Raw genomic sequence first — 22,804 nt, 5'->3', positions numbered from 1 at the left:
TCTATAGGCAATATATCATTCTTTATTTTATCCTACTTATTAAACGTGTAAGAAAGAAAAGTACAAAACAAGAATAGTATAAGAGGTATTGACACCATTTCAAAAATCGGTGTCACCCCCTAAAAACCTGCTCCAGATTCTCCAAACGGCCTTTTTACCTGACGCCAAAACCTGACACCAAAATCTAAGGCCTGTTTCACACCCCACGGCTAGGGTGACAAAAGGTGACAACCACTACGCGGGCGGGCGAGGCGGGCAGCTTGACAAAACTTGACAACCCCAACGCGCACGTGTAGGCTGCCTATCAGACAAAAGTAGACACCCCTACGTGCACGCGTGAAGCGCGCCTGGATGACAAAAGTGAACACCCCCACACGTGCGCGTGAGCCCCCGCCGGACAAAATCGGACACCCCAACGCGTGGGCGCGGGCGAACCTGACAAAACCTGACATAAAACGGCCCTAGCGGCCAGCAAACCACAATGAGCACTAACGGCCCAGCCCGGCCCCCGCCGGCTCTTAGCACTTAACAAAACTTAACATCTGAACAGCCCAGCATGCTGACATATGTTGAGAAATGTCAGAATCTGAGCCCAGCCAAGGCGACACTTTTCGACACCCCTACACGTGCGCGGGGGCCGGGCTGCCTAAGCCCAATTCAACACTTTTCCACACCTCAACGCGGGCGCGTGTAGCAGCCTGCCAAAATCAAAAAACCATGTTATTCACCAAAAGAGAAGTTGCCGCCGCCAAGCAAACCGCCCACGGCTTTATCAAACAGTGCGAAGAGTACCGGGCGCTGCTGCAGGAGCACGAGCTTCCGCTGTCAATGGACATCAACACGCTAACCGGCGTACTGCGGGCCCAGCAGTTTGCCAAGCTGCTGGCATTTGACAAGGGCCTGAAGATGCGCTTCGAAATGCTGCGCACGGAAGAGGCCCAGCAAAAGCTAATAGCTGATACCATTGACCTGACCGGCTACGCTATAGTCGACGAGTTGCCACGCCGTATTGAAGGCCTGCAAAGAACCTATAGCGGGCTGATGCTTACCACTGGCAACCGGCCCGCTATGCTTGCCCGCGAAGGGTATAGCCTTGGCCAGCTTCTTTCCCAGTATGGCCTCGACTTCAACGCGTGGATTGAAGCCAACGCCATTGACTGGACCGGAAAGCAGCACGTGCTGGAGTTCTTCCGCGAACTGGCCAAGCCGCTTACCCAACTGCGCACTATTTACCGGAAAACCCGAGCGTCTGATGCCAGCTTGCAACACCTGGTAGGCCCACAGATAGCGGGGTACTTCACCGACGAAAGCAACATGGGCGCCCTGGAGCCGCATGAGCACCGGCTGATACAGGAACTGATTCCGCAGCTGCAGCAGCTGAACCTGTTGGCCGGCTTCCCTGGCAACCTGAAGTAGCCCACTTCATAGTAGTTCATACGTCCACACGTGCGCGCCGGCGAAGGTTAGAACCTGTCAAAACCGTACATCTGAGCCCGCTGGTGCGCCCTAACGACCCTACCCAATGAAACACACCCTTACCATCACAGACGACGAAGGCGGGCAGCTTACTGGCTACTTGCCCGGCTGCTGGGACGATGTAGCGCTGGCCGATTTTACCGCCCTGGCCACAGCCCCCACCGCCGAGGCCCGGCGCGCCGCTATGGCCACCCTAACCGGCCTGCCGCCGGCGGCCTTCGAAGAGGACCCGGACCTACTGGCCAACCTGCTGCTGAACGCCCCCTTCCTGCACAAGGGCCCGCTGCCCAGCGGAGAGCCCGCCCCTTCTTTTGAGTACGGCGGCACTACCTACCACCACGTGGGCGACCTGAGCAAGCTCAGCGTCTACCAGTATCAGATTGCTATCGACGCCCTGCCCACTGACCTGCCAACGCTGGAGCGTATGGCCGCCGTGGTGCCGCACCTGCTGGCTATGCTCTACACCCCCGCCCCGGGCCCTGAGCAGTTCGACCACTTGGCCCAGGCGCCGGCCACCATGGCCGCGGTGCCGATGTCCATCGGCTGGCCGGCGCTGGTGCACCTGGTGAACGTCATTGGCCCCGGGGCGGTGGCAGCCCAGGCTTACCACGAAGTGCATGCCCGGGCTCTGGCCTTGGTCGACACCGTGGAGCAGCAGCTACTCAGTGCGCCGCCGAAAGGCTTGGCCCAGAAAGCTACCCATGCGCTGACCCGCCGCGCGCTGCAGAAAGCCCGCAAGGTTATCGGCGGCACCAACACCACCCCACCCAAAAAGAAGCGCAATCATGGCCCTCGTTAAGAAGTACACGATAGAGGTAAACGGCCAGCAGGCGGTTGCCTCAGTGGGCCAGATACGGGATGAAGTGAAGCGGTTGGAAGCCGAGCTGGATAAAACCGTTTCGGGCACCAGAGAAGCCGAGGCCGCCCTGTTTTCGTTGGGGCGCGCCAAGGCTGCCATTGTCGAAATCGAGGACTCGATTGACGGGCTGCAGCTCAAAAATCGGGGGGCCGTGTTTGCCGACTTCGCAGACGGGGTAGTCGGTAGCTTTGGGGTAATAGCCATAGCCAGCAAAAACCTGGGCCTAGCTGACATTTCAAACTATGAGCAGAAGCTACAGGAGGTCCTGGCCATTACCAGCAGCTTCGAAGCTATCCAGCGGGGCCTGAACGGCGAAACCATAGCCGGCGTCAAAAATCAGCTGCAGCTGGCTAAAGCCTACCTATTCGGCGGGCAAGCGGCTACTTCAGCGGGCCGGGCTGCGCGGGTAGCCCTGGCTGCTACGGGCATTGGGCTGCTAATTGTGGGCGTGGGGCTACTCATTGCCAACTTTGACAAGGTGAAAGCCTCAGTCAGTGGCCTGCCGCAGTTGTTTGATAAGGTAAAGGCCGTGGCCAGTGGCACATTGGATGCCATTATCGGCGGCGTCAAAACCATTTCTCAGGTGATTGACCTGGCTGTAAGTGGTGACTTTTCCGGAGCGGTTAAGAAAGCCCGCACGGTGGGCGCCGTAATCGGAAAGGCCTACGCAGTGGGCTATCAGGAGTCAGTTGAGGCAACCGCCAAGGAAGCCGCCGATAAGCTGCTACGGCTCACGATTGATAGCAACAAACGGCTGATAGCTGAGCAGGAGGCCGCCGGCCGGGATACCTACGCTCTGAAGCGTAAAACGCTGCAGCAGGAGCTGAAGCTGATAGAGCAGAATTCCGACGAAGAGAAAAAAGCGCATGCTGATAAGCTCTCCGAAATCCGGGTGCTGGATGCCCAGCACTACAAGAAAGTAGCAGACGAGCGGAAGGCCGCCAACGAAAAGAAACAGCAGGAGAACTTTGCCGCCCACCAGCAGGAGCTTACCGACCTCGGCGGCCAGCAGCTGGAGACGATTGAGGTCGTGCGCACTCGGCAGAAAGAGCTAGCTGACGCCGTGGCAAATGGCTATGCTAATGCCTTCAACATTCGGCGGGCGGGGGCCGCGCTGCCGGAAGCGGTGGAGGGCGTGCTGATTGAAGCCGAGGACGTTGTTGATGAGAAGCTGCCCAGCATTACCGACAAGATCATGGTTGGCCTCTTCGGGGTGAAGCCGGAGGATCTGGAAAAGGTAAAAACGCTTATCAGTGACACCTTCACAGCGTTGGCCGAAACGGTAGGCAGCATTTCCAATGTGCTACTGGAGTCTGCCACCGCTGATGCTGATGCAGCCCTAGAAGTAGCCCAGGCCCGCTTTGATCAGGCAGACCAACGGCTCAGTGAGGCCCGCGCCCGGCGCGAAGCCGACGAAGCCAAGCTGGCCACCGCTTCCGGGGCCCGGCGCGACTTTCTGTTAAAGCGGATTGAGTCGGAGCGCAAGGCCGAACAGAAGCTGGCCGCCGAAAAAGCCCAGGCCGCCGCCGAGCAAGCCAAGGCAGAACGTGAGCGGCAAAAGCTAATGAAGGTCAGCCAGCAGGTTTCCCTGGCGTTGGCCGGTGCGGCGGCCGTGGAAGCGGGGGTGAAAGCTGTTAGCTCAGCATCTGCCCTTCCCTTTCCGGCCAACATTCCGGCCATGATAACCGCGCTGGCCGCGGTGGTGGGGGTGGTGGCCAGCGCCCGGGGCCTGGCTAAGACTTTCCGCAACGGTGGGCAGGTAGGGCTTATTAGCGGCCCTAGTCACGAGGCGGGCGGAATTCAGATGTGGCACAAGTCCGGGGCGCACCTGGGAGAAATGGAAGGCGGGGAATATGTTGTCAACAAGTGGGCTACCCGGGCCTTTCTGCCCGAGCTGGAGCGCATGAATAAGGCCGGCCAGATGCGTGTGCTTTCCCCGCCAAGCGGCATGTATGCCAACGGCGGAATTGTGGGCACGCCTTCCAGCCTGCCACCTGGTACGGTAGCGGTACGAGTAGTAGAGCTGGAAGAGCTTCTGGCCTATGCCCGGGCCACTGCCACAAACACCGGGGCCACCGCAGGCAACACTGCCCAGATAGCCGCCCACGGCCCAGCCCGCCTCCAAATCGGCGAACGGGAGGCAGTAGATATTGACGCGCTCCGCAAGAGAGCAATGCAGATGGAAATAGACAACTCGTTGGGTGTGTCAGACGCCTCAAAGTCCTTTAGTGGGCGATTCAAATATCTATAAAGCCATGTTTACTCCTACCCCGCGCCGATACGTGCGGCACCTACGCAAGCACGTGCTTTGGCTGAAAGCGAACTACCAAGTTTATACCCGGGCGGAGGCGGCCCGGGAGTTAGGGCTTACACAAGATGCCATTCGCTACCTGTGCCGTATCGGAGACATCCGAAAACGAGCCCCGAACAAAGAGAAGCCCGAAACGGCGGCCTTGATGTGAGAAAAGTAAGAGCTATCTAATTTGCACATAATCCATTTTTCGGGGTGCTGATTAGGTAGCTTTCTCTTACTATGATATCCACCCCCGAACAGTACGAAGAGCAGGCGTCAGCCTGTTTGCAGGAAGCCGTAACTCTGCGTCCGCAGCTGCTGCGCTATGCCCACAAACTAACCGGCGGCGACAGTGAAGAGGCCAACGAACTAATGCAGGAGGCTATCCTACGGCTACACGAAGGCGTGCAGCGGCGCGGAGCCCCTAAGGGTCCCGTAAAGCTGCGGCTGCTGGCCATTATCCGCAACGTGCACGTTGACCAAACGCGGGCTGCTGGCCGGCAGGCCTCTATTCTAATCAGCGGCCCCCGCCAAGGAGAGGAAGAGCAGGAACACCCCGGCGTTGCCTACTTTGGGCAGATGGAGGTCAGAGAGCAGGAGAGCCAAAATACAAACCACGCCCTGGGGCAGCTGGCCGCCCAGGAAATGGCTAAGCGTTTCACCATGCCTGAAAGGGTAGTTTTTCGGCTTGCCAGCGAAGGCTATTCTACCAGAGAAGTTGGTGAGATGGTGAACAGGGGCCGCGGGGCCGTGGTGCGGTGTGTTGCAAATATTCGGCAGCACCTGCAGCAGTTCCTGCAGCCGCTGCTGGACACCGTGTAGCCTAAGCGGTAATCCGCCGGCGCAACACGTAGTGGTAAACGTTCTGGCCGCCGACCGTAATCACGTAGGCGTTAACGAACTCCCAGCCCTGGCCATTCATGTAGTTTAGGGCATCAATAACTGAGTTGAAGGCCTGAACTTTCCCCTCGGCGTCTTTGTACCGGGCATCACTGAAGAACTTCCGCTCCTGGCCGTAGTCCATCGTGATAATCACTTTGGTGCTCATCAGCTTTTGGGTGGCCATCATCATACAGTATTCTTCCGTGCGGGCTACAGATGGGGCGGCGGGCGCCGGCGTCTGGGCCTGGGCGGCGGCCAAAGTGGCTACTGAGAAAAGGGCAGCGAGTAGTATTTTCTTCATGGATAAAAGGGCTAAGTAGTATAGGCCGAACATAGCGAAAAAAAGGCCCGCTTCATCAGTCGATGAGGGCGGGCCTTTGGCTTTCCTGGGCAAGCTGGCAACTATTCCGGGTTGGCCTGACGAAGATACAAAATCGGCCGGATAAAAAAGATTAGTACCCCTGCATGTACCCCCGAAAACAAAAAACCCCATTTCCAAGCCGGAAACGGGGTAAATTGTGGAGCTGCAGGGATTCGAACCCTGGTCCAGACAAGGAAGGCGTCGAGCTTTCTACGTGTGTAGCTATGCTTAATTTGTTCGAAGCAGCCGAGGCGCACATCAGGCCTATAGGCTACCCTTATCTGCTTGAGTTTCGCCTGGGCGTCGCAGCGCCGCCCAAACTATCCTTATGCTTTCGACACCCCGAACTCGTCCGTGAAAAGGAAGACGGACGCGGGATGATGGCTAGTGCTTAGTACCTAGACTAGGCAGCCATGGCGTACGAGTAGTCGCCGTTTGTTGGTTGGAAGATTTTTTGGCGGGAGATTCATCCAACTCCCGACACGCTTACTCGCGACTTGCACGAGCTGTCAATTCCAGTCAGCCCCAGATTAGAAAGAACGAACCCACCCGAAAGGCGGGGTGCGAAGGTACGCACATCGGGGAATAAACGTTGCTGGCGGGCAAAATTGTTCCGGCGCAGCGTCTCTAACCGAGCGTTGCCCAGCCGTTTTTTATCCGACCAAGTATTGATCTAAGCTATCCAGAACGTCATGCTGAGCTTGTCGAAGCATCTCTACCGCTTCGTCTGAATCGTTACAGGCGACGCAGTAGAGATGCTTCGACTCCGCTCAGCATGACGGCCTAATATAGTCAAATGACGTTTCATTCGTTATTATCCACTGGGTTTAGCAGGCATCGCCTTTTACTTCACAGCCGTAGCCGTGGGCTGGAAGCCGGGCGAGCCGGTTTGCCACAGGCCGAAGCTCATCAGGTCGGCAATGCTTTCAAACTGTTTAAGGCGAGAGTCGCCCATGCCGTGGCCGGCTTCGTAGTCGGTGAAGAACAGGACGGGCTTGCCCCCGACTTGGCTGGCCTGCAGGCGGGCCGCAAACTTGGCTGGCTGCCAGGCAATGACGCGCGGGTCGTTGAAGCCCGCCGTGACGAGCGTGGCCGGGTACTGGGTGCCAGGCTTGAGGTGGTGGTAAGCGTCCATTTCCAGCAGGGCCTTGGCTTCATCTTCCTTGGCCATGGTGCCAAACTCAGGCGTGTTCACGGGGCCATTCGGGGAGTTTTCCATGCGCACGGCGTTCAGGCAGCCTACTTCTGGAATAGCCGCGGCAAACAAGTCGGGGCGCTCCGTCATGGCCCGGCCAATGAGTATACCGCCGGCGCTACCGCCGTTGATGGCAATTTTGCCGGGCGCGGTGTAGTTGTTTTTGGTGAGGTACTCGGCGCTGGCAATCAAATCCTTCCAAGTGTTGGGCTTGGTGGTTTTCTGCCCGGCTTTGTGCCAGGCCTCGCCCAACTCTCCGCCCCCGCGCACGTGGGGCACGGCCAGAATGCCGCCTTGCTGGGCCCAGAGCAGGAACGGCGGCATAAACGTGGGCTCCATCGACATGGAATAGGCCCCGTAGCCAACCATGAGCGTGGGCGCCGCACCGTCGCGCTTCAGGCCCTTCTTATAGATAATGGACAGCGGCACCTGCACCCCGTCGTGGGAAGGCACCATGATTTCCTCTACCACCAGATCGGTAAACTCCGGGTACTGGGCTTCCGACGACAGCGCCTCCGGCACAAAGCGGCGGCTGGCCACGTCGTAGCGGTACCGCTTACGGTCGGCCGTCCAGCCGCCCATGGTCACCCACAGCTCCGGGGACTGCAGGTTTTTGCCGGCCAGCTCCAAGCGGCCCGCCGACTGGGGCAGCTTTAGCTCCTGAACGGTTTTGCTGCCCTTGGGCACAAAGTAGAGCTTGGCCTCCACCCCGTTGCGGCTGCGCACGAAATACAGTCCGTCCTTGGTGGTTTTCAGCTGCTCATCCAGGATGGCTTCGTCGGCGGCTTCGGGCACCAGTACCTCAGCCGCGGCTACATTGGGCTTGGCCGCGGGCATGCGCATAATCTTCTGGCGGGGCGTGTTCTTGGAAGTCACGAAGTAGATATACTGCTCATCCGTCACAAAATTGGTGGCTTCGTCGGCAGGCCGGAACAGGGGCTGCCAGGGCACATTGGGTTTGGCAAGGGCCGCTGCCGGCGCGTAGTAGGCCTTAAGGTAGCGGTCCACGGAATACAGGAAGCCATACGCCAGCTTCGCGTCCCGGTCAATGCCGGCGTACGGATAGTCGCTGGGCTTGATGTCGAGCTTGGGGTAGAGCTGGGTGGAGAAGATGGGCTTGTCCTGGCTTTGGGGGGTGCCCACGCGGTGCAGCACACACTGGGTTTTCTGACGGGCAGCCATGTCCTTCAGGTCACCGTTGTTGTAGGGCGTGTACGTCAGGCTCTGGTTGTCGGGCAGCCACTGGCCGCTGCCTCGGTTGAGCTGGAGCTGCTCGGGGTAGAGCTTCTTGGTTTTCACCTCCATGATGAGCGTACGGCCCAGCTCAGCGCCTTTCTCGCTGAGGCCGAACGACACCTTCGAGCCGTCGTCGCTGGGCGAAAAACCGTTGATGTTGAACACCTTGCCTTTCTCGTAGCTCTCCGGATCGAAGAGCAACACCTCCTGCCCCTGATACCCGTCGCGGCAGTAGAGCTTGGGCTGCTGGTCCTGGGGGCGCGACTTAAAGTAGAAGTAGCGGCCGTTGTCGGTCACGCGGATGTCCGTCACGCGGGCAGCCTTGCGCTGGTCCATGGCCACCATCTGGTCGAGCAGCTGCTGGCGACCTGGAATGGCGTTGAGGGTGCGGCGGGCGTACTCGCTCTGGGCTTTCATCCAAGAAGCCACGGCCGAGTCCTGCAGGTTTTCGAGGTTGCGGTAGGGGTCTTCCACCTTCACTCCGAAGTAGGTATCGGAAGCGGACTTAGCCGGAGCCGCCGGCAGCCCCGACTGGGCCATGGCCGCCGGGGCTGCCAGCAGAAGAGCGAGAAACGGGAACGTTGTTTTCATGCGCAGAAAGGAAAGAAAGTGAAACGCTGCTACCACTTGGCCGGCGCATTGGCTACTATGCCTACCCCCGCCGCCGAATAGGTTAATTTACTATTTATCAACCACCTAAAGAAACGCTATTCCTTTACCCCTCGCTTTCACGCAGGTCGCAAACTGTTGCGCTCAGGTCTTATTCCACGAGATTTTACCGGGGGCTAGCGCTTCACCAGCTCCACCCGGCGGTTTTTGGCTTTGCCTTCCTCGGTGCTATTGTCGGCTAGGGGCTTGGTTTGGCCCAGGCCCTTGGGCTGTAGCCGCTCGGCCGCAATGCCCTGGGCGGTGAGGGCCGCTACTACCGTGCCCGCCCGCTGCTCCGAGAGCTGCTGGTTGCGGGTAAAAGCGCCGGTGTTATCGGTGTGGCCTTCCACGGTGAGGCGCAGGGTGGGGTCCTGCTGCAGCAGCTTCACGATTTCCCCGATGCCCTGGGCCGCGTCGGGGCGCAGGGTGGCCTGGTTGGTGTCGAAGTTGAGGTACACGGCCACGTGGCCGTTGGCGTCCAGGGCCTTCTTCATTTCCTCGGCGGGCATCAGCTTGGCCGTCATCGGCAGGGCCTTGCGTTCCACCACCGTCAGCCAGTAGCCGTTTTTGTTTTCGTAGGGCTCATACACTTCCACCCAGATTTCGCGGTCGGGGGTGCGCACCACGTACACCCCGGCTTTTTCGGCGCTCCAGATGCTGTAGTTGCCCCGGTGGCGCTTTTCCTGCATCTGCAGCTTGCGGTTTTGGAACTCCTCCATGTTGCCCTCCCACACAGTTACGCCGCCCAGGTCATGCACCAGCTTCTCGTATGTTTTCTGCACCTGATAAAATGAGGCACCGTCCCCAACGGCTTTGGTGGTCATGAGGCGGCCGTCCACCGGAATCAGCTTGGTGCCATCGAAGAATTCGTAGCGGTCGAAAGCCACATCCTTGAGGTAGTCCTTAGCCGACGTGGATATCATGTTGCCTTTTGGGTCACCTTTCTGGTAGCCATCGAGCAGGCTGAAGTAGGGAAAGCCACCGAGCTTGGGATTCGCCACCGGCACCTGGCTGATGTCGAAGCCGGCAGCCGCCGTATCGGCCGGGGCGGCGGGCGGCGGGGCTGGTGCAGCCTCGGGTTTGGCCTGGGTGGTAGTGACGATGGCGGCGGGCTTGGTGGTGGGTTGGTCGGCGGGCTTGTCGGGGCCGGAGCAGGCTCCCAGCAAGCCCGCTGCCAGCACGCCCATTTGAGTGAGGAAAGAATACTTCATGGTACTACGTAGGATAACTGGCCGGTGAATCTGTACTACTTCGCCTGGTAGTTGAGCTGTAGCTGCAGATCCGTCAGCGTGTTGATATCATTAAGCTTGGGGGCATTGGGCGGGAAGATGAAGGCCTGGTAGAGGAGCGCGAAATAGAGCAAAGTACCCCCACCCGCACTTGCATCATTCTTGATCTGCTGCTGGTTGAGCTGGAAACCTACCGATAGGCTGGACTTAGAGAGCGTGAACACTTGGAAATCGTAGGTGTCGCCGCTGCTGGTCACGCGCAGCACTTCCTCGTTGTTCTTCCACGACCACGTCAGGTTTTCTTTGGTACCGTCGGCTTCCTCCATAGTGCCCTTGCCGTCCGACGTGAAGCGGTAGGTATACTGTTCATCGGCAGGCACCGTGTAGGTGCCCGTCACGCCGTTAACACGCATGTTCATGTCATTCAACTGCCAGCCTTTGCTGGTCAGCATGTCCGTGCGGGAAGGCTCGTTGTCTTTGTCCTTTTTGCAGGCAGCCACCGTCAGCAGCAAGCCAATCAGCACGAGGTAATGGCGGAAGGTTTTCATAAGAGAAGAGAAAATAAGCGAGTGAAAAGTTGAGGTGAAAGGCTTAGCGCCGGGCGCTGATTTCGGGCGTCCGGGCCGACTCGGCCGTGGGCGTGAGGGCGCTGAGGGAGTAGATGTAGAGCGTGCCGGGCTTGGCAGTCTGGTCGAGGTAGCGTGTTTGAGCGGCCGTGAGGGTAGCCACGCGCTGGGCCGTGGGCTGGTCGCGCTGACGGCGGTATAGGGCGTAGCCTTTGGCCGGGGCCACGGTCGGCCGGCTCCAGCTTACCTCAAGACCTGTAGCCACCGGGCGAGCCACCAGCTGACCGGGCGGCACCAGCGGAGCACCCGTCACGCGCACCACCATTACCGGCGACAAGGTGCTTTCCGTACCCTGGGCATCCACGGCGGCCACAGCGTACTGGTAGGTTTGGCCGGGCTTCACCGACGCATCGATATAAGCTGGGGAAACCAAATCCGTGGCCAGCCGCGTGAAATCCGAAGCCCGCGCCGGGCTGGTGGCCGCAGTAGCCGAAGCTGCGCGGCGGTACAGGCGGTACGCTACCACGGCGGGGTCGCGGCGGGCATCATCCCAGGTGAGCTGCACGGCCGAGCCCGCGGCGTAGGCACTTACCCCCAGCGGGGCCGTCACTGGCATGGCGCGGTTGGGGCGGGCCGCCGCCAAAGCTGAGAAGGGACTCAGCTGCATGTTCTGGTTGGCGTCGCGCACGGCGTACACGTACTCGCGGCGGCCGTTGCGGGCAGTGGTATCCAGAAACGTCAGCACGTTGCCCCGCAGCGGCGGCGACACCACCACCAGGGAGTCCTGGGCCGAGGTGCCGCGGTACACATAGTAGGCATCGTGGGTGAGGTCGGGGGCGGCGGGCTGCCAGCGCAGGCGCACCCCCTCCCCTTCCGGCTCGGCCGTGAGAGCCACGGGTGCCAATAGCGCGGCCATTGTTCCGGGCTGGTGACTGGCAAAGGCCGTGGCCGAGGCCGTGCCGGGCGTGGGAATACCTTTCGGCAGCAAAGCCCGCAGGCGGTAGTGGTAGCCAATGTTGGGCAGCAGGCGGGTATCGAGGTAGCTAGTGGCCATGGCCGGAATGGTGTCGAGGCGCACGTAGTTGCCGCGGGCGTCGCGGGAGCGTTGAATTTCGATGCCCGCCAGATACGCCTTGCGCGGCAGAGCGGGCCAGCGCAGTACAATGCCCGTTGTGGTATCGTGGGCCGTGGCGCGCTGCACCAGCGGCATGCGCCCAGACGTCACCGACAGTACATAGGCCGTGTCGGAGGCTGGGCCGGGGTTGCCCACAAAGTCCAGGGGCTCGAGGTAGTAGCGGTACATGGCCTCGGGCTCTACCCGCTGTTCCAGCACGAAAAAAGCAGAGTCGCGCACCTGGCGCACCAACAGGCGGCCGAGCAGCAGGGCAAAGTTCCGTTCCCCCGGCCCCTGGCGGTACACGCGCCCAAATACGGTGCTAGCCCCGGGCTGCACGCGGGCAGCCCAGCGCACCACCACCGAGGAGTCGCGGCCGAGGCTACGGCGGGCGCGGGGGCGCGGCAGGTTGCTGCGGCGGCCTATTTCCACGGTTTTCTCCAGGGGCTTGATGGCCGCCACGGCGGCCTTTTCTGGTTTAAAGCCCGCGGCCGGAGCTAAGCGGTATATATAGCGCGTGCCGGGCGCAGCCTGGGTCGCCGAGGCATCGAGCATCACCGTTCCCAGGGCCCGACGCAGGTTCATACTCAGGCCATGCACGCCGTAGCTGTCGAGGTTAGGATGACTTTCCACGAAGGTCCATACCGCCTCGTCGGAGGGCAAGCGCAAGCCGGCGCGCAGCGCGTCAATGGTAGCCTGCCCGGCCAGCTCCCGGAGCTCAGCCAGGGATGTGGCCGCCCGCAGCACGGCTACTTCCCGAAAGTCGTTGGAGCCAGCCGCGGCGCGCAGCAGGCGGGCGCCGAGTAGCGTTCCGGGGCCGGGCTCGGGGCGGTTTTTGGCCAGCACCACCCACACGCCTTCTGGCGAGGGGTGCGCAGGTAGCTCGGCATTTTTGGGGGCCGGAGCTTGGGCGCTGACCACCGCAGCAAGCAGCGTCAACAAGAGCAGTAGGGTTAAGCGTTTCATAAAAAGTCAGTGGTCAGTATCCGGTTGCGTTTTGTCAGAGATGCTTCGACTCCGCTCAGCATGACGGTCTTATGCTCTCAGTTGCTTCGTGAATTGGCAACTCAAAACTTGAGATAGGCATCTACCCCGTCGTTGGAGGTGTAGGTGACGTGTATGTTGGGATGCACGCATACTTTGGCCCCGGTGGGGATGGTGCATACTTCACAGGACTTCCAGCCCAGGGTGGCGTAGTAGCAGGGGTCGACGCAGCCGGCTTCCCAGCAGATTTTGGTGGCACAGTCATTGGTACAATCCCCAAAGGAGGCAATGAGGTGGGCCTCGGCTTCGCCATCGAAGTTCCAGCCCTGGGTTGGGTTGTAGCCCCCGCTCACGGCGTATTTGGCCCCAATGTCCACGCTGCCCAGCGTGTAGCCAGCCACGCTCAGGTCGGCGCCCCCGCCCCAGGCCGCCGCAATGCGCAGGCTGTAGGCGTTGTCCTTGAAGTTGGCGTTGAGGGCCATTTCTCCATCATTGTAGAGCCAGGCCTTGCCCGTTACTTCCAGGAAAGAAACCGACCAGGGATTCTCCTTGCTGCGCCCGAAGTGCGAAGTCCCAAGTAGGTGGGCCCCGTTCACCGTAGTGCCACCCGAGAGGTAGTTTTTGTCGATGAAGTAGGCGTACTCGTTCATCTCGGGGTGAGCGGCCACGTTCATATTCTGGGCCGCCAGAATGTTGGTGTTGGCATCCAGCAGCCCCAGCAGGCTGGAGTGGGCGTACATGCCCAGGGCCCAGTAGGTGTCGTTGGCCTTGCCGCTGACCACGATTTTGCCGCCGGCCGTGGCCGAGCTGACCACGGGTATAGGGTCGTAGTTGATGAGAATCTCTACTGAGGCTAAGGAGTTGGGGAAATCGAGCACCAGCTTAGCATCGGATATAGCCTTGTCGAGCACCGTCAGGCTGGCCGTGCCGGTTACCACCGGGCCGGGCTCTACCGTTACCTCAATCGGCTTCAAAGCCAGGCCAGCCTCTACCCCCACGAAGCTCACCGTCCCTCCTACCGACACTTTTTTCAAGGCCCCGCCACTGAAGCCGATGCCGCCCGAAATACCCATCAGAGCCAGGCCCGGGCCCACGGGAATAGGCGGCGTGCTGGTCTTAATTTTGGCATCGAACTCCACGGCCCCGTTTACTTTGGCGTAGGCGAAGTCCGTCTGCACGTCCAGCACGCTGATGACCTTCAGGCCCAGGTCGCCCTTAAAACCATTGTCCTTGAAGCTGATGCCGCCGCCCAGCGTTCCTACCCCAATGGGAACGTGCAGGCTCGCATCGAACTTGGGCGCTTCCCCCTGGCGGTACTTTATGTTGCTTACCTCGGCCTGCACCATAGGCAGCTGCAGGCGCAGGTCGCCCAGCACATCAATGCCCAAGGTGCCAATGGTATTGAACTTAACGCCCGTGATGTTGAGCTCAGCCATGTCCAGGAAGGTCAACTTGTAGTCGGCGGGCACCTGGGCCGAGAACTTGCCATCGGAGCGTACTGTGAACGATTCGATGGTAACCGTCTTGTTGATCAGCCCCAGCGTGGTTTGCGCGCCCCCGCTGAAGAAAGAAGGCCCCTCAGCCAGCTTGCCAAAGGCCAGCGGGCTGCTCTTCACGGGCTTGAACCGGGCCAGCCCAAACACATCCAGTCCTACCTCGGGCAGGGCAAACTTGCCCCCGTAGAACTGCTTGGGTCCGATGGCCAGATCGGCGAAGCTGATATTCGTGGCTTCCGAGCCGGGTACCGTCACTTTCACGTTGCCATTCAGGCTGAAGCCCTGCTCGGTGAGGCCGCCGCCCGTGAGCGTGAAGCCAAACCCACCGATGGACACGGCCACCGGCGGCGAGAAACCCAGCTTGGCCGTTTTGATGCTGCCATCGGTGCCTATCCACAGCTGCGACACCTGAATGGCGGCTGAGCCCAGGCCTGGCACGCTTTTCAAATCTACGCTGCCCGTCAGGTGCAGGCCGTCGGTGGCTATGCTGCTTTTCGTCAGGTCCACAGTAGCCCCGAAGCCGTACAACTCCATGCCCACTGATTTCGCGGTGCTCCGGATTTTGAGGCCGTTTGTGTAGGGCACGGTGCCGTCCGAGGTCAAGACCATCAGCGGCGGCACCTGGCCGGACCCATTGGCTTCACTCAGAAACAGCTTCACGCCGTCCTGCCAGGTCCAGCCCAGCGCCGAGCCCAGGGAGCCGAAGTTAGGTACCACCATGCCCGCCAGCTGCCCCTTGGCGGGGTTGCCGGCTTGCATCTGCACCTTCAGGCCCGTGGGCTCGACCACCAGCACGGGCAGGTATTTGAAGGCTTTCAGCGCCAGCTCGGTGGCGTCCGTCAGCACAAAGTCCTTGCCTTTGGGGCGCGGCAGGCCGGTTTTCCCTACGTGAATAGGCACGTTGGCAAACTCCAGGCGCGTACCAGCGGCCACCCCAAAAGCGGTGTTGCCGGGCAAATTCACGAAAGCCCCGGTCAGGAGCGTATCGTTACCCAGCGTGAGGGTTTTGACTTCAATGGGAAAGCCCAGCAGCTTGTCGATGGCAAAGCCCGCGCTGGTGAGCGTGAAGTCAACCGTGCTAGTAGCGCCGGGCGCAAACTTTTTGGTCTGGCTCTGGCCCACCAGCCCCGACTTGGTGGCGTCGAGCGTCCAGCTGCCTTTGGGCACGCCCACCAGCTCGTACTGGCCGGTGGCCGAAGTCTGCACCGTCAGCTCGGGGCGGCCCTGTACCCGCACGGTGGCCCCAGCCACGGCTAGGGTGCCGGCGCGCACAGTTCCTTGCACACGAGTGCCGGGCGCTAGTTTCACGATAAGCAGCGTAGTAGTACCATCCACGGCCACCGTCAGGTCCTGCAGGGCAGGCACGTAAGCCACCGGGCCTTTGGCCGGGCCGCTCACGCGCAAGCTCACCGGCCCGCCAGGGGCTTTGGCGAAATACGTCTGCCCATCCGAGCCCGTGGTTTGCTCCAGGGCAGGCTCTGCGCCCGCAAAGGTGACCAGCGCCCCTGCCAAAGGCTGGCCGCTGGCCGAGTCGAGCACCGTTACGCGCAGGCGGCCCACCAGCTTGGTTAACGTAAACTGGCCCAGGTCCTGGCCAGCGCCCAGAGGGGTATTGGCACTCACCCCGAGTCCGCCTAGGTAGCCCGTCAGCGCGTCTTTGTCGGAAAACAGGCCCCCGGCATACGTATTGGCGCTGCCTAAGCTCACCTGGTAGCCCGGCTTGCTTCCGGTTCCAGCGTTGTTGCCTGCGGAAGAGGGGTTGCCAGCTCCCGGCAATTGAAACGGCGGGGCACCGGCTACCTGCAGGCTGGAGGCGCCGTCCAGGGCGTTGCTTAGCTGCTTGGCCGCACCCTGCATTTCCTTGGGCGTTTCGATGTTGAAAAAGGAGCTGGAGCTGTTTACCATCACCAGCTTGCGCAGTTCCTGGAAGCCTAGTCGGCTGATAATGAGTGTATCGGAACCAGCTTGGTGGGTCGTCAGGAAGCGGCCGTATTCGTCGGTTTGCCAGGGCTGACCACCCGTGCTCCAGCGCATACTGGCCTGGGCCACGGGGCCGCCTTCACTGCTGTTTACCGCGCCCATCACCGGGTGCAGGGTCACATCCACGGGGATAGGGTCGCGGGTGATGATGCCGGCCGGACCGGTTTTGCTGAGCTTGAGGTTTTCTTCTTTCCAGCCTTTCCCCACTTCCGCGCCGGGCAGCACTTCCAGCGTCATGGGTATGGAGCTTATGCCGACAGTCGTGATAGAGAAGCGACCCTGCGCATCAGTTTGGGTGGTGTAGACTTTGCCGCTGCCGGGCGTGGAACGGGCCAGGCGGATGTTGGCCCCGGCAATGGGTGAGCTGTCGTGCTGGCGCACCACGCGGCCGCGCACCTGGGGCGGGTTGCTGTTGAGCGTGTAGGTTTTGGTGACGGTGACAACGCCTTCCTCGTAGTCTTGGGTACCCGGCTGCACAGCTACCGAAGTGGTGTAGTCACTGTAGCCGTCGACTTTGAGGGTGATGAGGTATTTATCGGCCGCGCCTTCCAGGTTCGGAAACAGGCGAATAAGGTCCTTGTCGGCCGTAGCCGCTTGCGTTACGACGGTGCACTGACCCTGGGTGGCGCTGTTGGGGTTATCGAACACGACGGTGGGCCGGTTGTCGGCGGGCAACTGGCCTTCCTGGCGGGCGTAGGTGCGGGCTTTGGGGTCGTACCAGTTGCTCAGGCGCAGCACCTGCACCTGCACGGGCCCGGTAGCTTCCTTGGTGGCCGACTGCATCACCTTTATCTTGAGGCGGTAGGTGTTGGCCATACACACGCCTTCGCCCAGGTCATAGCCACCATCGGCGGCCGTTTTCAGGGAATACGCAGCCGGCTCGGAGAAAAACCGGGGGTTAACCACTTCCACGTGCAGGTAGCCAATTTCCTCGGGCTTTCCATCCACCAGCCATTTGATGTAGGCTTTGGTGCCGGGAGGCTGAGCTGCCGGGTCGTCGAAGGGGGTAGGCGACACCACCCCGATGCTGAAGTTGCCCTGGTCGTCGGTGGTACCGTGGCCCAGCACTTCCTCCCGCTCGGGGTTCAGCATGGGGTCGTTCCAGCCTACCTGGCCCTTGCTGATGCGGTGGTAGCGGTACACGAGCCGCACTTTGGTAAAGCTCAGCGGAAACCGGCCGGAGCCCAGCAACGGCGTGAGCTTAAACTCCGGGGCGGCGCCGTACTCCTGAATAGGGCCAATGTCGCCGGGCTTGCTGGATTTGCCCGCGCCGTTGTTGTAGGTGCCATTGCCAACCAGCACGCCGTTGAATACGCCGCCGCCATTTACTACGGTGGTGCTGCCGAGGTCGGTGCCCGCCTTGCCGCTGGTACTGCCTTGCATCACGCTCACCAGTGGTCCTGTGGTGGTTGTGTTGGTGTTATAGGTGCCGGTGGGGTTCTGGCTGGCCGAAGGCGCGGCGGCACTGCCCTGGCTGCTGCCCCCAGTTTTGCCGGCCTGCATCGCCCCGAGAATAGCCGCACTGCCGGCGCTGCCACTGGTGGGGTCGAGCATGGCCGCATAGGCCGCGCCCTGCATTTCTACGCCCGGCGCGGGCACCGAGGAAAACGACACGCCGCCTTCCTCGCTTTTGCGGAAAGCCCACAGCACCCGTCCCCGAATCTGCACCGCGGGCATTTTCAGGTCGGTTTTGATCTCCGAAATGGGCTTACTGGTGTTCTTGGGCGGCTTGGCGGTGACTACGGGGCTGTTGCTCTTGGGGGGCGTACTGGTTTCGCCGTACACGAAGGTACCTACCTCGGAGCGGCCGTTGTTGCGGAAGGCGGCGCGGCCCTGCGGGTCGCGGGCCGTAACGGCGTAGGCGTAGCGGCGGCCTGGAATCAGGGCCGGCTCGCCGGGGCCGTAGAGCAGCGTGGTTACGCCCAGCACAGTGCGCTCAAACAGCGGGGGCGTGGTGCCAGCCAGGAAGGCATCGTTGGGGTTGCGGCGGTTGTCCGACAGCTCCACAATGCGTACCTCGTACTCAGTGGTAGCCGCCGCGCCGGCCGGTCGCGTCCAGGTGAAAAGGATGTTCTGGGGGCTGCGGGTTTTTACGACCTCGTCGGGGGTGGGGCGCACGAGTTGGGGCGGTTCCAGGCTGCGCAGCAGAAATGACTTGCTGCAGCCCAGCGGGTTTTCAGCCGACAAGGGGCGCAGGGTGCTGTAGTCGAGGGCGCGTACGCAGATGGTGTAGGTGCCTTCGGGCAGGCCGTTGCCGCGCACCATCTGCGGCAGGGTGATGCCCGAATACGTCAGCTGGTTTTCGTCGAAGAGGCGGCCCAGCTCGTCCTGATCGAGGCGGCGGGTTTGCAGGGCGGCCAGCTCCAGGGGCCGGGCCGAGCGCACCTGGTCGCGGGTGCGGGCCTGCACGCCATTGTCGCCGGTGAGCGTGCCCGCCAGCTGCAGCTGCAGGGGCTGGCGCGTGGTGTTCGTGAGCGTGACGACGAGGCGGTTGGGCTGGTCCACGTAGTCCGACAAATGCGTGGAGTAGGGTGGCAGGGCCAGCACCGTCACGCGCACCTCCGTGCCCGACTGGGCCCAGGCCCGCGGTCCACTCAGCAGCGCCAGCAGCGGTAGTAGCCACCACCAGCGGCCCGTAGTACGAGTTGTTTTCATAGCAGCAAGAGAGAAGGTAAGAGAGGATTCAAAGCGTGAAGGCATAGCCAATTTCCCCGCGCGTTTCGCTGTAGCGGCGGTTTTGGGTGGTTTCGTCGCCGGTGGGATAATGGCCCGTGAAGGCTACATCGGTGCGGAAGGTGTGGTGACGGCTCACGCGCCAGGAGGCCCGTAGCCCCCCGCCTACCAAGCGGCTGGGTTGGTCGGCGCGGAGGCTGCGCAGCAGGGAGCCCCGCACGCCCAGGCGCACCCGCGCGTCTTGCCCAAAAGCCTGGTCGGCGTTGAGCTGGAGGCCATGGTTGCCGTCGTCGCCGGTGGCTAGCTTGAGCTGGGTGTAGTTGTAGGTGGCGCCCACCGAAAAGCGGCGCGGCACCCACGTGAGCTGGTAGCTGAGAAAGGCATTGTAGGACGTAAACTCGCCCAGCTTGCCCAGCTCATCAGGGCTCTGGTCGCGCAGAATGGCGCGGTCGGCGCTCAGCAGCACGGTGTGGCCCCAGGTTTCGCCGGTATAGGTGTAGCGCGGGGCTACGCTCAGGCTTTGCTGGGTTTGGGTTAGCCGAAACGTGTCGGCCACCTGCACGGCCCCGGGCTGCTGGTCGGTGGTGTAGTTGGTGTAACTCACGTCCAGGCCCAGCCGCTCGGTAAACTCGGCGGAGGCGTTCAGGGAACCAATCAGGCGGCGGCTGGTGAGCTGCTTTTGCTCGCGTAGGTTGTCTTGCTGAATGCCCACGCTGCCCGTGAGGCGCAGCTTCTGCTGCCAGAGCGTGAGCGTGGGCACCAGCGTCAGGTTCTGCACGTCGTCCTGGAAATAGTAGGCGCCCATGCTCTGGAACCCCGGCGACACCCGGCGGTAGCGCACTTTCAGGCCGTTGCCGTTGTGCTGGTAGCCGGCCGCGGCCTGCCAGGCGGTGTAGGCTTCGGTGGAGCCATTCACGGCAATGAGCTTGCTGAGCGGCTGGCGCAAGGCTTTCGGCAGGGCTTCTTCTACGCCTAGGGAGCTGCCCACGTCGCGGGTGAAAAAGCTGAGGCCACCGTCGGCTTCCAATAGCCAGTCTTTTTTGATGGTGAGGCGGCCACTTAGGCCCAGCACCAGGTTGGCGGCGGGCAACACCCGGTTGTTGGCAGCCCCGGTGGTTTCGGCCAGCTGCCGGGTTTCGCGGCTCACGCTGCTGCTGTCGTCGCGGGCCCGTACCAAGCTCAGGTCGATGAAGGACTTCTCGGTGCCGAAGCCCAGCTTGCCGGCGTAGCCCTTGCGCGAAAACGAAAACGGCATCAGGGAGCCACTCACGGGGTCGACGCTGGTGGCCCGGCTGAAGCGGCCCACCATGCTGGCAAAACGCAGCTTGCCGGGGTTCAGCTCCACGCCCCCACCCAGCACGGTGTGCCCGGCCAGGGTAAAGGGCGAAAACGTGAGGTTGCGGTACCCAGCGTGTACTGTCACCCACTTGTAGGTGGGGCTTAGGCCAAACTGGTTGAAGGGCTGGCGAAACCGGCGGTCCTGTTCGCTCAGCACAAAGCTCACGGGCACGGCAATGCCATAGATGCTCAGCGTGGGCGACCCGGCCAGCACGTAGGAAAATGGCTTGCGCCGGGCTTCAATGTCCTGGGCCTGGTAGAAAATGCCGCGCACATCCAGCGTGCCCGAGAGCGTAACGGGCTTCTGCTGATCGAGCGTGGCTATATCCTGCGCGGCGGCCGGTGCGGCCAGCAGCGCGCTCAGGCCGAGTAAAGCTCCCCCTACCCCGCACCAACCGGCGGGCTTCCAAGTTTTCATAGCAGTAGTGGAATGGCGGGTGAAAAGCGGCGCGGCCTACCGGAAGCGGTGGAAGCTGAAGGTGCCGTTGGTAATGGTTTGGGTACCGGTGCCGTTACCGAAGGGCACAGCCCCGGCCGTGAAGCTGAACGTACCTTCCAGCTTCTGCGTGGCCTTATCGTAGGCCGTCACTTTGATGGTACCATTCACGCTGCCGCTGGCACTAAGCGTGTTGTATAGAGCGCCAGTCTGGCCGTTGCCTACCACAATGGCCCCTACCGAACCATCATCCTGCGCGGAGCTTTTCTTCAGCTCGTAGGTACCCACACCTTTGGCATCCAGCCCATCAATTGCCAAGCTCAGGGTTTCTTCGTTGATATTCTGGGAGGCCGAAATTTTCATCACATCCTTCACGTACATATTGTCGTCGTAGAAGGCCCCGGAATAGATGGTGCTGGTAATGGTTTTGCCGTTGCGCGTCCAGGTTACCGTGCCGTCGGAGTCGGGTGCGGCATCTTCCTCATCATCTTTGCCGCAGCCGGAAAGTAACAAGAAGGAACAAGCCAGCAGCAGCGGCCGGAACAGAAAGGAAGTCGTTTTCATAGCTGTGGGGTGGTAGAGTGAAAACTGGTTAGTATTTGTAGACTGACTTGAAGTTGAAGGAGCCGCTGGTAACCTCCACCGAAGGCCCGAACGTGCCGCCCGTGTTGCGCACGCGGGCTTTAAAAGAGAATGTGCCTTTCACGTGGGTCGTACTGGGGTCCCACTCCGTTATTTCTACCGTACCCGCCGGGCTGCTGGCGGCCCATATGCTGATGTAGGTGTTCTTGGAACCGGTCATTTCGGTGAGGCCACCGCGGGAGTTGCCATTAGGCACCAAAGTGTAAGTGCCCTTGCCGGTGAAGTTGTCGATGAGCACGCTCACCTGATAGTTCTGGGAGTCGTCGGCCAGGATGAGTAGCTCCTTGTTCTTATCGTCGGCACTGCTGGGGCGGTAGTGGCCCTGGGTCTGCACGTTGCTGCCGAAGCCGGCGTACTCGGTGCCGCTCACCTTCCAGCGTACTTCATCGCCGCCGCTCTGGGTGGTGGGGTCAGGGTCGTCTTCCTTGTCGCCGGAAGAGCAGGCCGTGAGTAGAGGCAGACACACCAGCAACGAGAGCAAGCGGAAAGCCAAAGAGTGGTTCGTTTTCATGAGCTTGAAAAGAGAAGAGGTTTAGCAGAAAGATTCTCAGATGAAATGCGCGTTTTCCGAGAGGCGCTAGCAATGGCCCAAAAGTGCGGCCCCAGGCTCCGAAAGGCATTCATCCTCGTCGCAAAGGCATGCGCACAAGTCGCACGCAAGCAAATGCGACGTGCGCTATACTGGCGCGGCCGGGCGCACCATTCCCCAGCAGGGTACCGGCAGCCCCGGCCCGGGCAGTTCGCCGTAGCTGGCTACTTCGAAGCCCAGCCGCTGCCCAAAATGAACCGCCGCCAGCGTGTGTACATCGGCGTAGCAAGGTGCGTAGCGGGCCCCCAGCGCCGCCAGTGAGGCGCGCAGCAGTGCCCGGCCCTCACCCCGCCGCTGCACGCCCGGGCGCACGCCAAGTGCCAGCAGGTAATGGTGCGGCAGCGGCAGCACCTGCTGGCGTATTTCATCCTGCTGATGCTGCCAGCCCACCAAGCGCCAGAACCGCGACCAGCCCACGCCCAACGGCCAGGCCAGCTGCCCGGCTTTCAACACCTGCTGCCAGGAAAAATCGGCCGCTTCGGCCGGTAGCCACACGGCCACGGCCTGCCCACTGGGGCTGGCATACACGCAGCCCGTGCGCAGGGCGTAGCGCACCACCAGGCGGAGGTAGTAGTTGGGCTGGGCGGGGCAGTTTGGTTCCGGCCCAAACAGCGGGTCGGCCGCGTAGGCTTCGGCTAGCAGCCCGGCCGCCCAGCGTTCATCGGAAGTAGTAAGGCGACGGGCCGGAAGAACCAGGGTGTGCATAGCGCCAGCAGATTAGAGCAAGTACCAGCAAAGGACGCCGGGAGGCGCGGCCACGGCATTCACGCAGGTCGCAAAGGCTTGCGCACACGTCGCGAAGGGAAG

At 61.5% G+C, this 22,804-nt stretch carries 14 protein-coding genes and 1 other RNA gene; 4 read left to right on the top strand and 11 right to left on the bottom strand.

The genetic code is table 11. From position 1 onward, the window contains the following. Positions 1-717: 717 nt before the first annotated feature. The 4 genes from HER32_RS14290 to HER32_RS14275 all read left to right on the top strand — a co-directional run bounded on the left by HER32_RS14290 (position 718) and on the right by HER32_RS14275 (position 5,450). Positions 718-1,416 (top strand): hypothetical protein, encoded by a 699-nt coding sequence (locus HER32_RS14290; RefSeq protein WP_168682352.1) that lies wholly within the window; start codon positions 718-720, stop codon positions 1,414-1,416. Positions 1,417-1,522: 106 nt separating this feature from the next. Then, positions 1,523-2,275, top strand: coding sequence for a hypothetical protein (locus HER32_RS14285; RefSeq protein ID WP_168682351.1), 753 nt, complete (start codon positions 1,523-1,525; stop codon positions 2,273-2,275). Next, positions 2,262-4,586, top strand: a complete 2,325-nt coding sequence (locus HER32_RS14280; protein ID WP_168682350.1) for a hypothetical protein — start codon at positions 2,262-2,264, stop codon at positions 4,584-4,586. Before HER32_RS14285 ends, HER32_RS14280 begins: the two co-directional genes overlap by 14 nt. A gap of 282 nt (positions 4,587-4,868) precedes the next feature. Continuing rightward, positions 4,869-5,450 carry an RNA polymerase sigma factor gene (locus HER32_RS14275; RefSeq protein ID WP_168682349.1) on the top strand — a complete coding sequence of 194 codons (582 nt, stop codon included), beginning with the start codon at positions 4,869-4,871 and terminating at the stop codon, positions 5,448-5,450. A 1-nt stretch (position 5,451) separates the two neighbouring features. On the opposite strand, the gene HER32_RS14270 is transcribed toward HER32_RS14275, so the two are convergent. The 11 genes from HER32_RS14270 to HER32_RS14220 form a co-directional block, all read right to left on the bottom strand. Continuing rightward, on the bottom strand, positions 5,452-5,811 hold the full coding sequence (locus HER32_RS14270) for a hypothetical protein (RefSeq protein ID WP_168682348.1): 360 nt from the start codon (positions 5,809-5,811) through the stop codon (positions 5,452-5,454). Between the two features lie 215 nt (positions 5,812-6,026). Next, positions 6,027-6,398, bottom strand: a transfer-messenger RNA (tmRNA) gene (ssrA, locus tag HER32_RS14265). A 317-nt stretch (positions 6,399-6,715) separates the two neighbouring features. Then, a complete protein-coding gene (locus HER32_RS14260) occupies positions 6,716-8,893 on the bottom strand; it encodes a prolyl oligopeptidase family serine peptidase (RefSeq protein WP_197748840.1) in 2,178 nt (725 codons plus the stop codon). A gap of 194 nt (positions 8,894-9,087) precedes the next feature. Continuing rightward, the gene (locus tag HER32_RS14255; RefSeq protein WP_168682347.1) at positions 9,088-10,161 is read right to left on the bottom strand and encodes an OmpA family protein; all 1,074 of its coding nucleotides are present in this window, start codon (positions 10,159-10,161) and stop codon (positions 9,088-9,090) included. A 35-nt stretch (positions 10,162-10,196) separates the two neighbouring features. Beyond that, positions 10,197-10,727 (bottom strand): hypothetical protein, encoded by a 531-nt coding sequence (locus HER32_RS14250; protein WP_168682346.1) that lies wholly within the window; start codon positions 10,725-10,727, stop codon positions 10,197-10,199. Between the two features lie 43 nt (positions 10,728-10,770). Next, a complete protein-coding gene (locus HER32_RS14245) occupies positions 10,771-12,825 on the bottom strand; it encodes a hypothetical protein (RefSeq protein WP_168682345.1) in 2,055 nt (684 codons plus the stop codon). 101 nt (positions 12,826-12,926) lie between these two features. Beyond that, positions 12,927-18,974: a carboxypeptidase regulatory-like domain-containing protein gene (locus tag HER32_RS14240; protein WP_168682344.1), complete on the bottom strand. Its 6,048-nt coding sequence runs from the start codon at positions 18,972-18,974 to the stop codon at positions 12,927-12,929. Between the two features lie 28 nt (positions 18,975-19,002). Next, a complete protein-coding gene (locus HER32_RS14235) occupies positions 19,003-20,748 on the bottom strand; it encodes a hypothetical protein (protein WP_168682343.1) in 1,746 nt (581 codons plus the stop codon). A 36-nt stretch (positions 20,749-20,784) separates the two neighbouring features. Beyond that, entirely contained in the window at positions 20,785-21,330 is a 546-nt protein-coding gene (locus HER32_RS14230) for a DUF6252 family protein (RefSeq protein ID WP_149072185.1), read from the bottom strand. A gap of 28 nt (positions 21,331-21,358) precedes the next feature. Further along, entirely contained in the window at positions 21,359-21,919 is a 561-nt protein-coding gene (locus HER32_RS14225; RefSeq protein WP_168682342.1) for a DUF6252 family protein, read from the bottom strand. Positions 21,920-22,084: 165 nt separating this feature from the next. Next, positions 22,085-22,702: a GNAT family N-acetyltransferase gene (locus tag HER32_RS14220; protein ID WP_168682341.1), complete on the bottom strand. Its 618-nt coding sequence runs from the start codon at positions 22,700-22,702 to the stop codon at positions 22,085-22,087. Positions 22,703-22,804: the final 102 nt, after the last annotated feature.

Origin of the sequence: Hymenobacter sp. BT18 (genome assembly GCF_012273015.1) — a bacterium.
In the GTDB taxonomy this organism is placed as follows: Bacteria; Bacteroidota; Bacteroidia; order Cytophagales; family Hymenobacteraceae; genus Hymenobacter; species Hymenobacter lutimineralis.
This window is presented reverse-complemented; position numbering and strand designations above follow the sequence as displayed.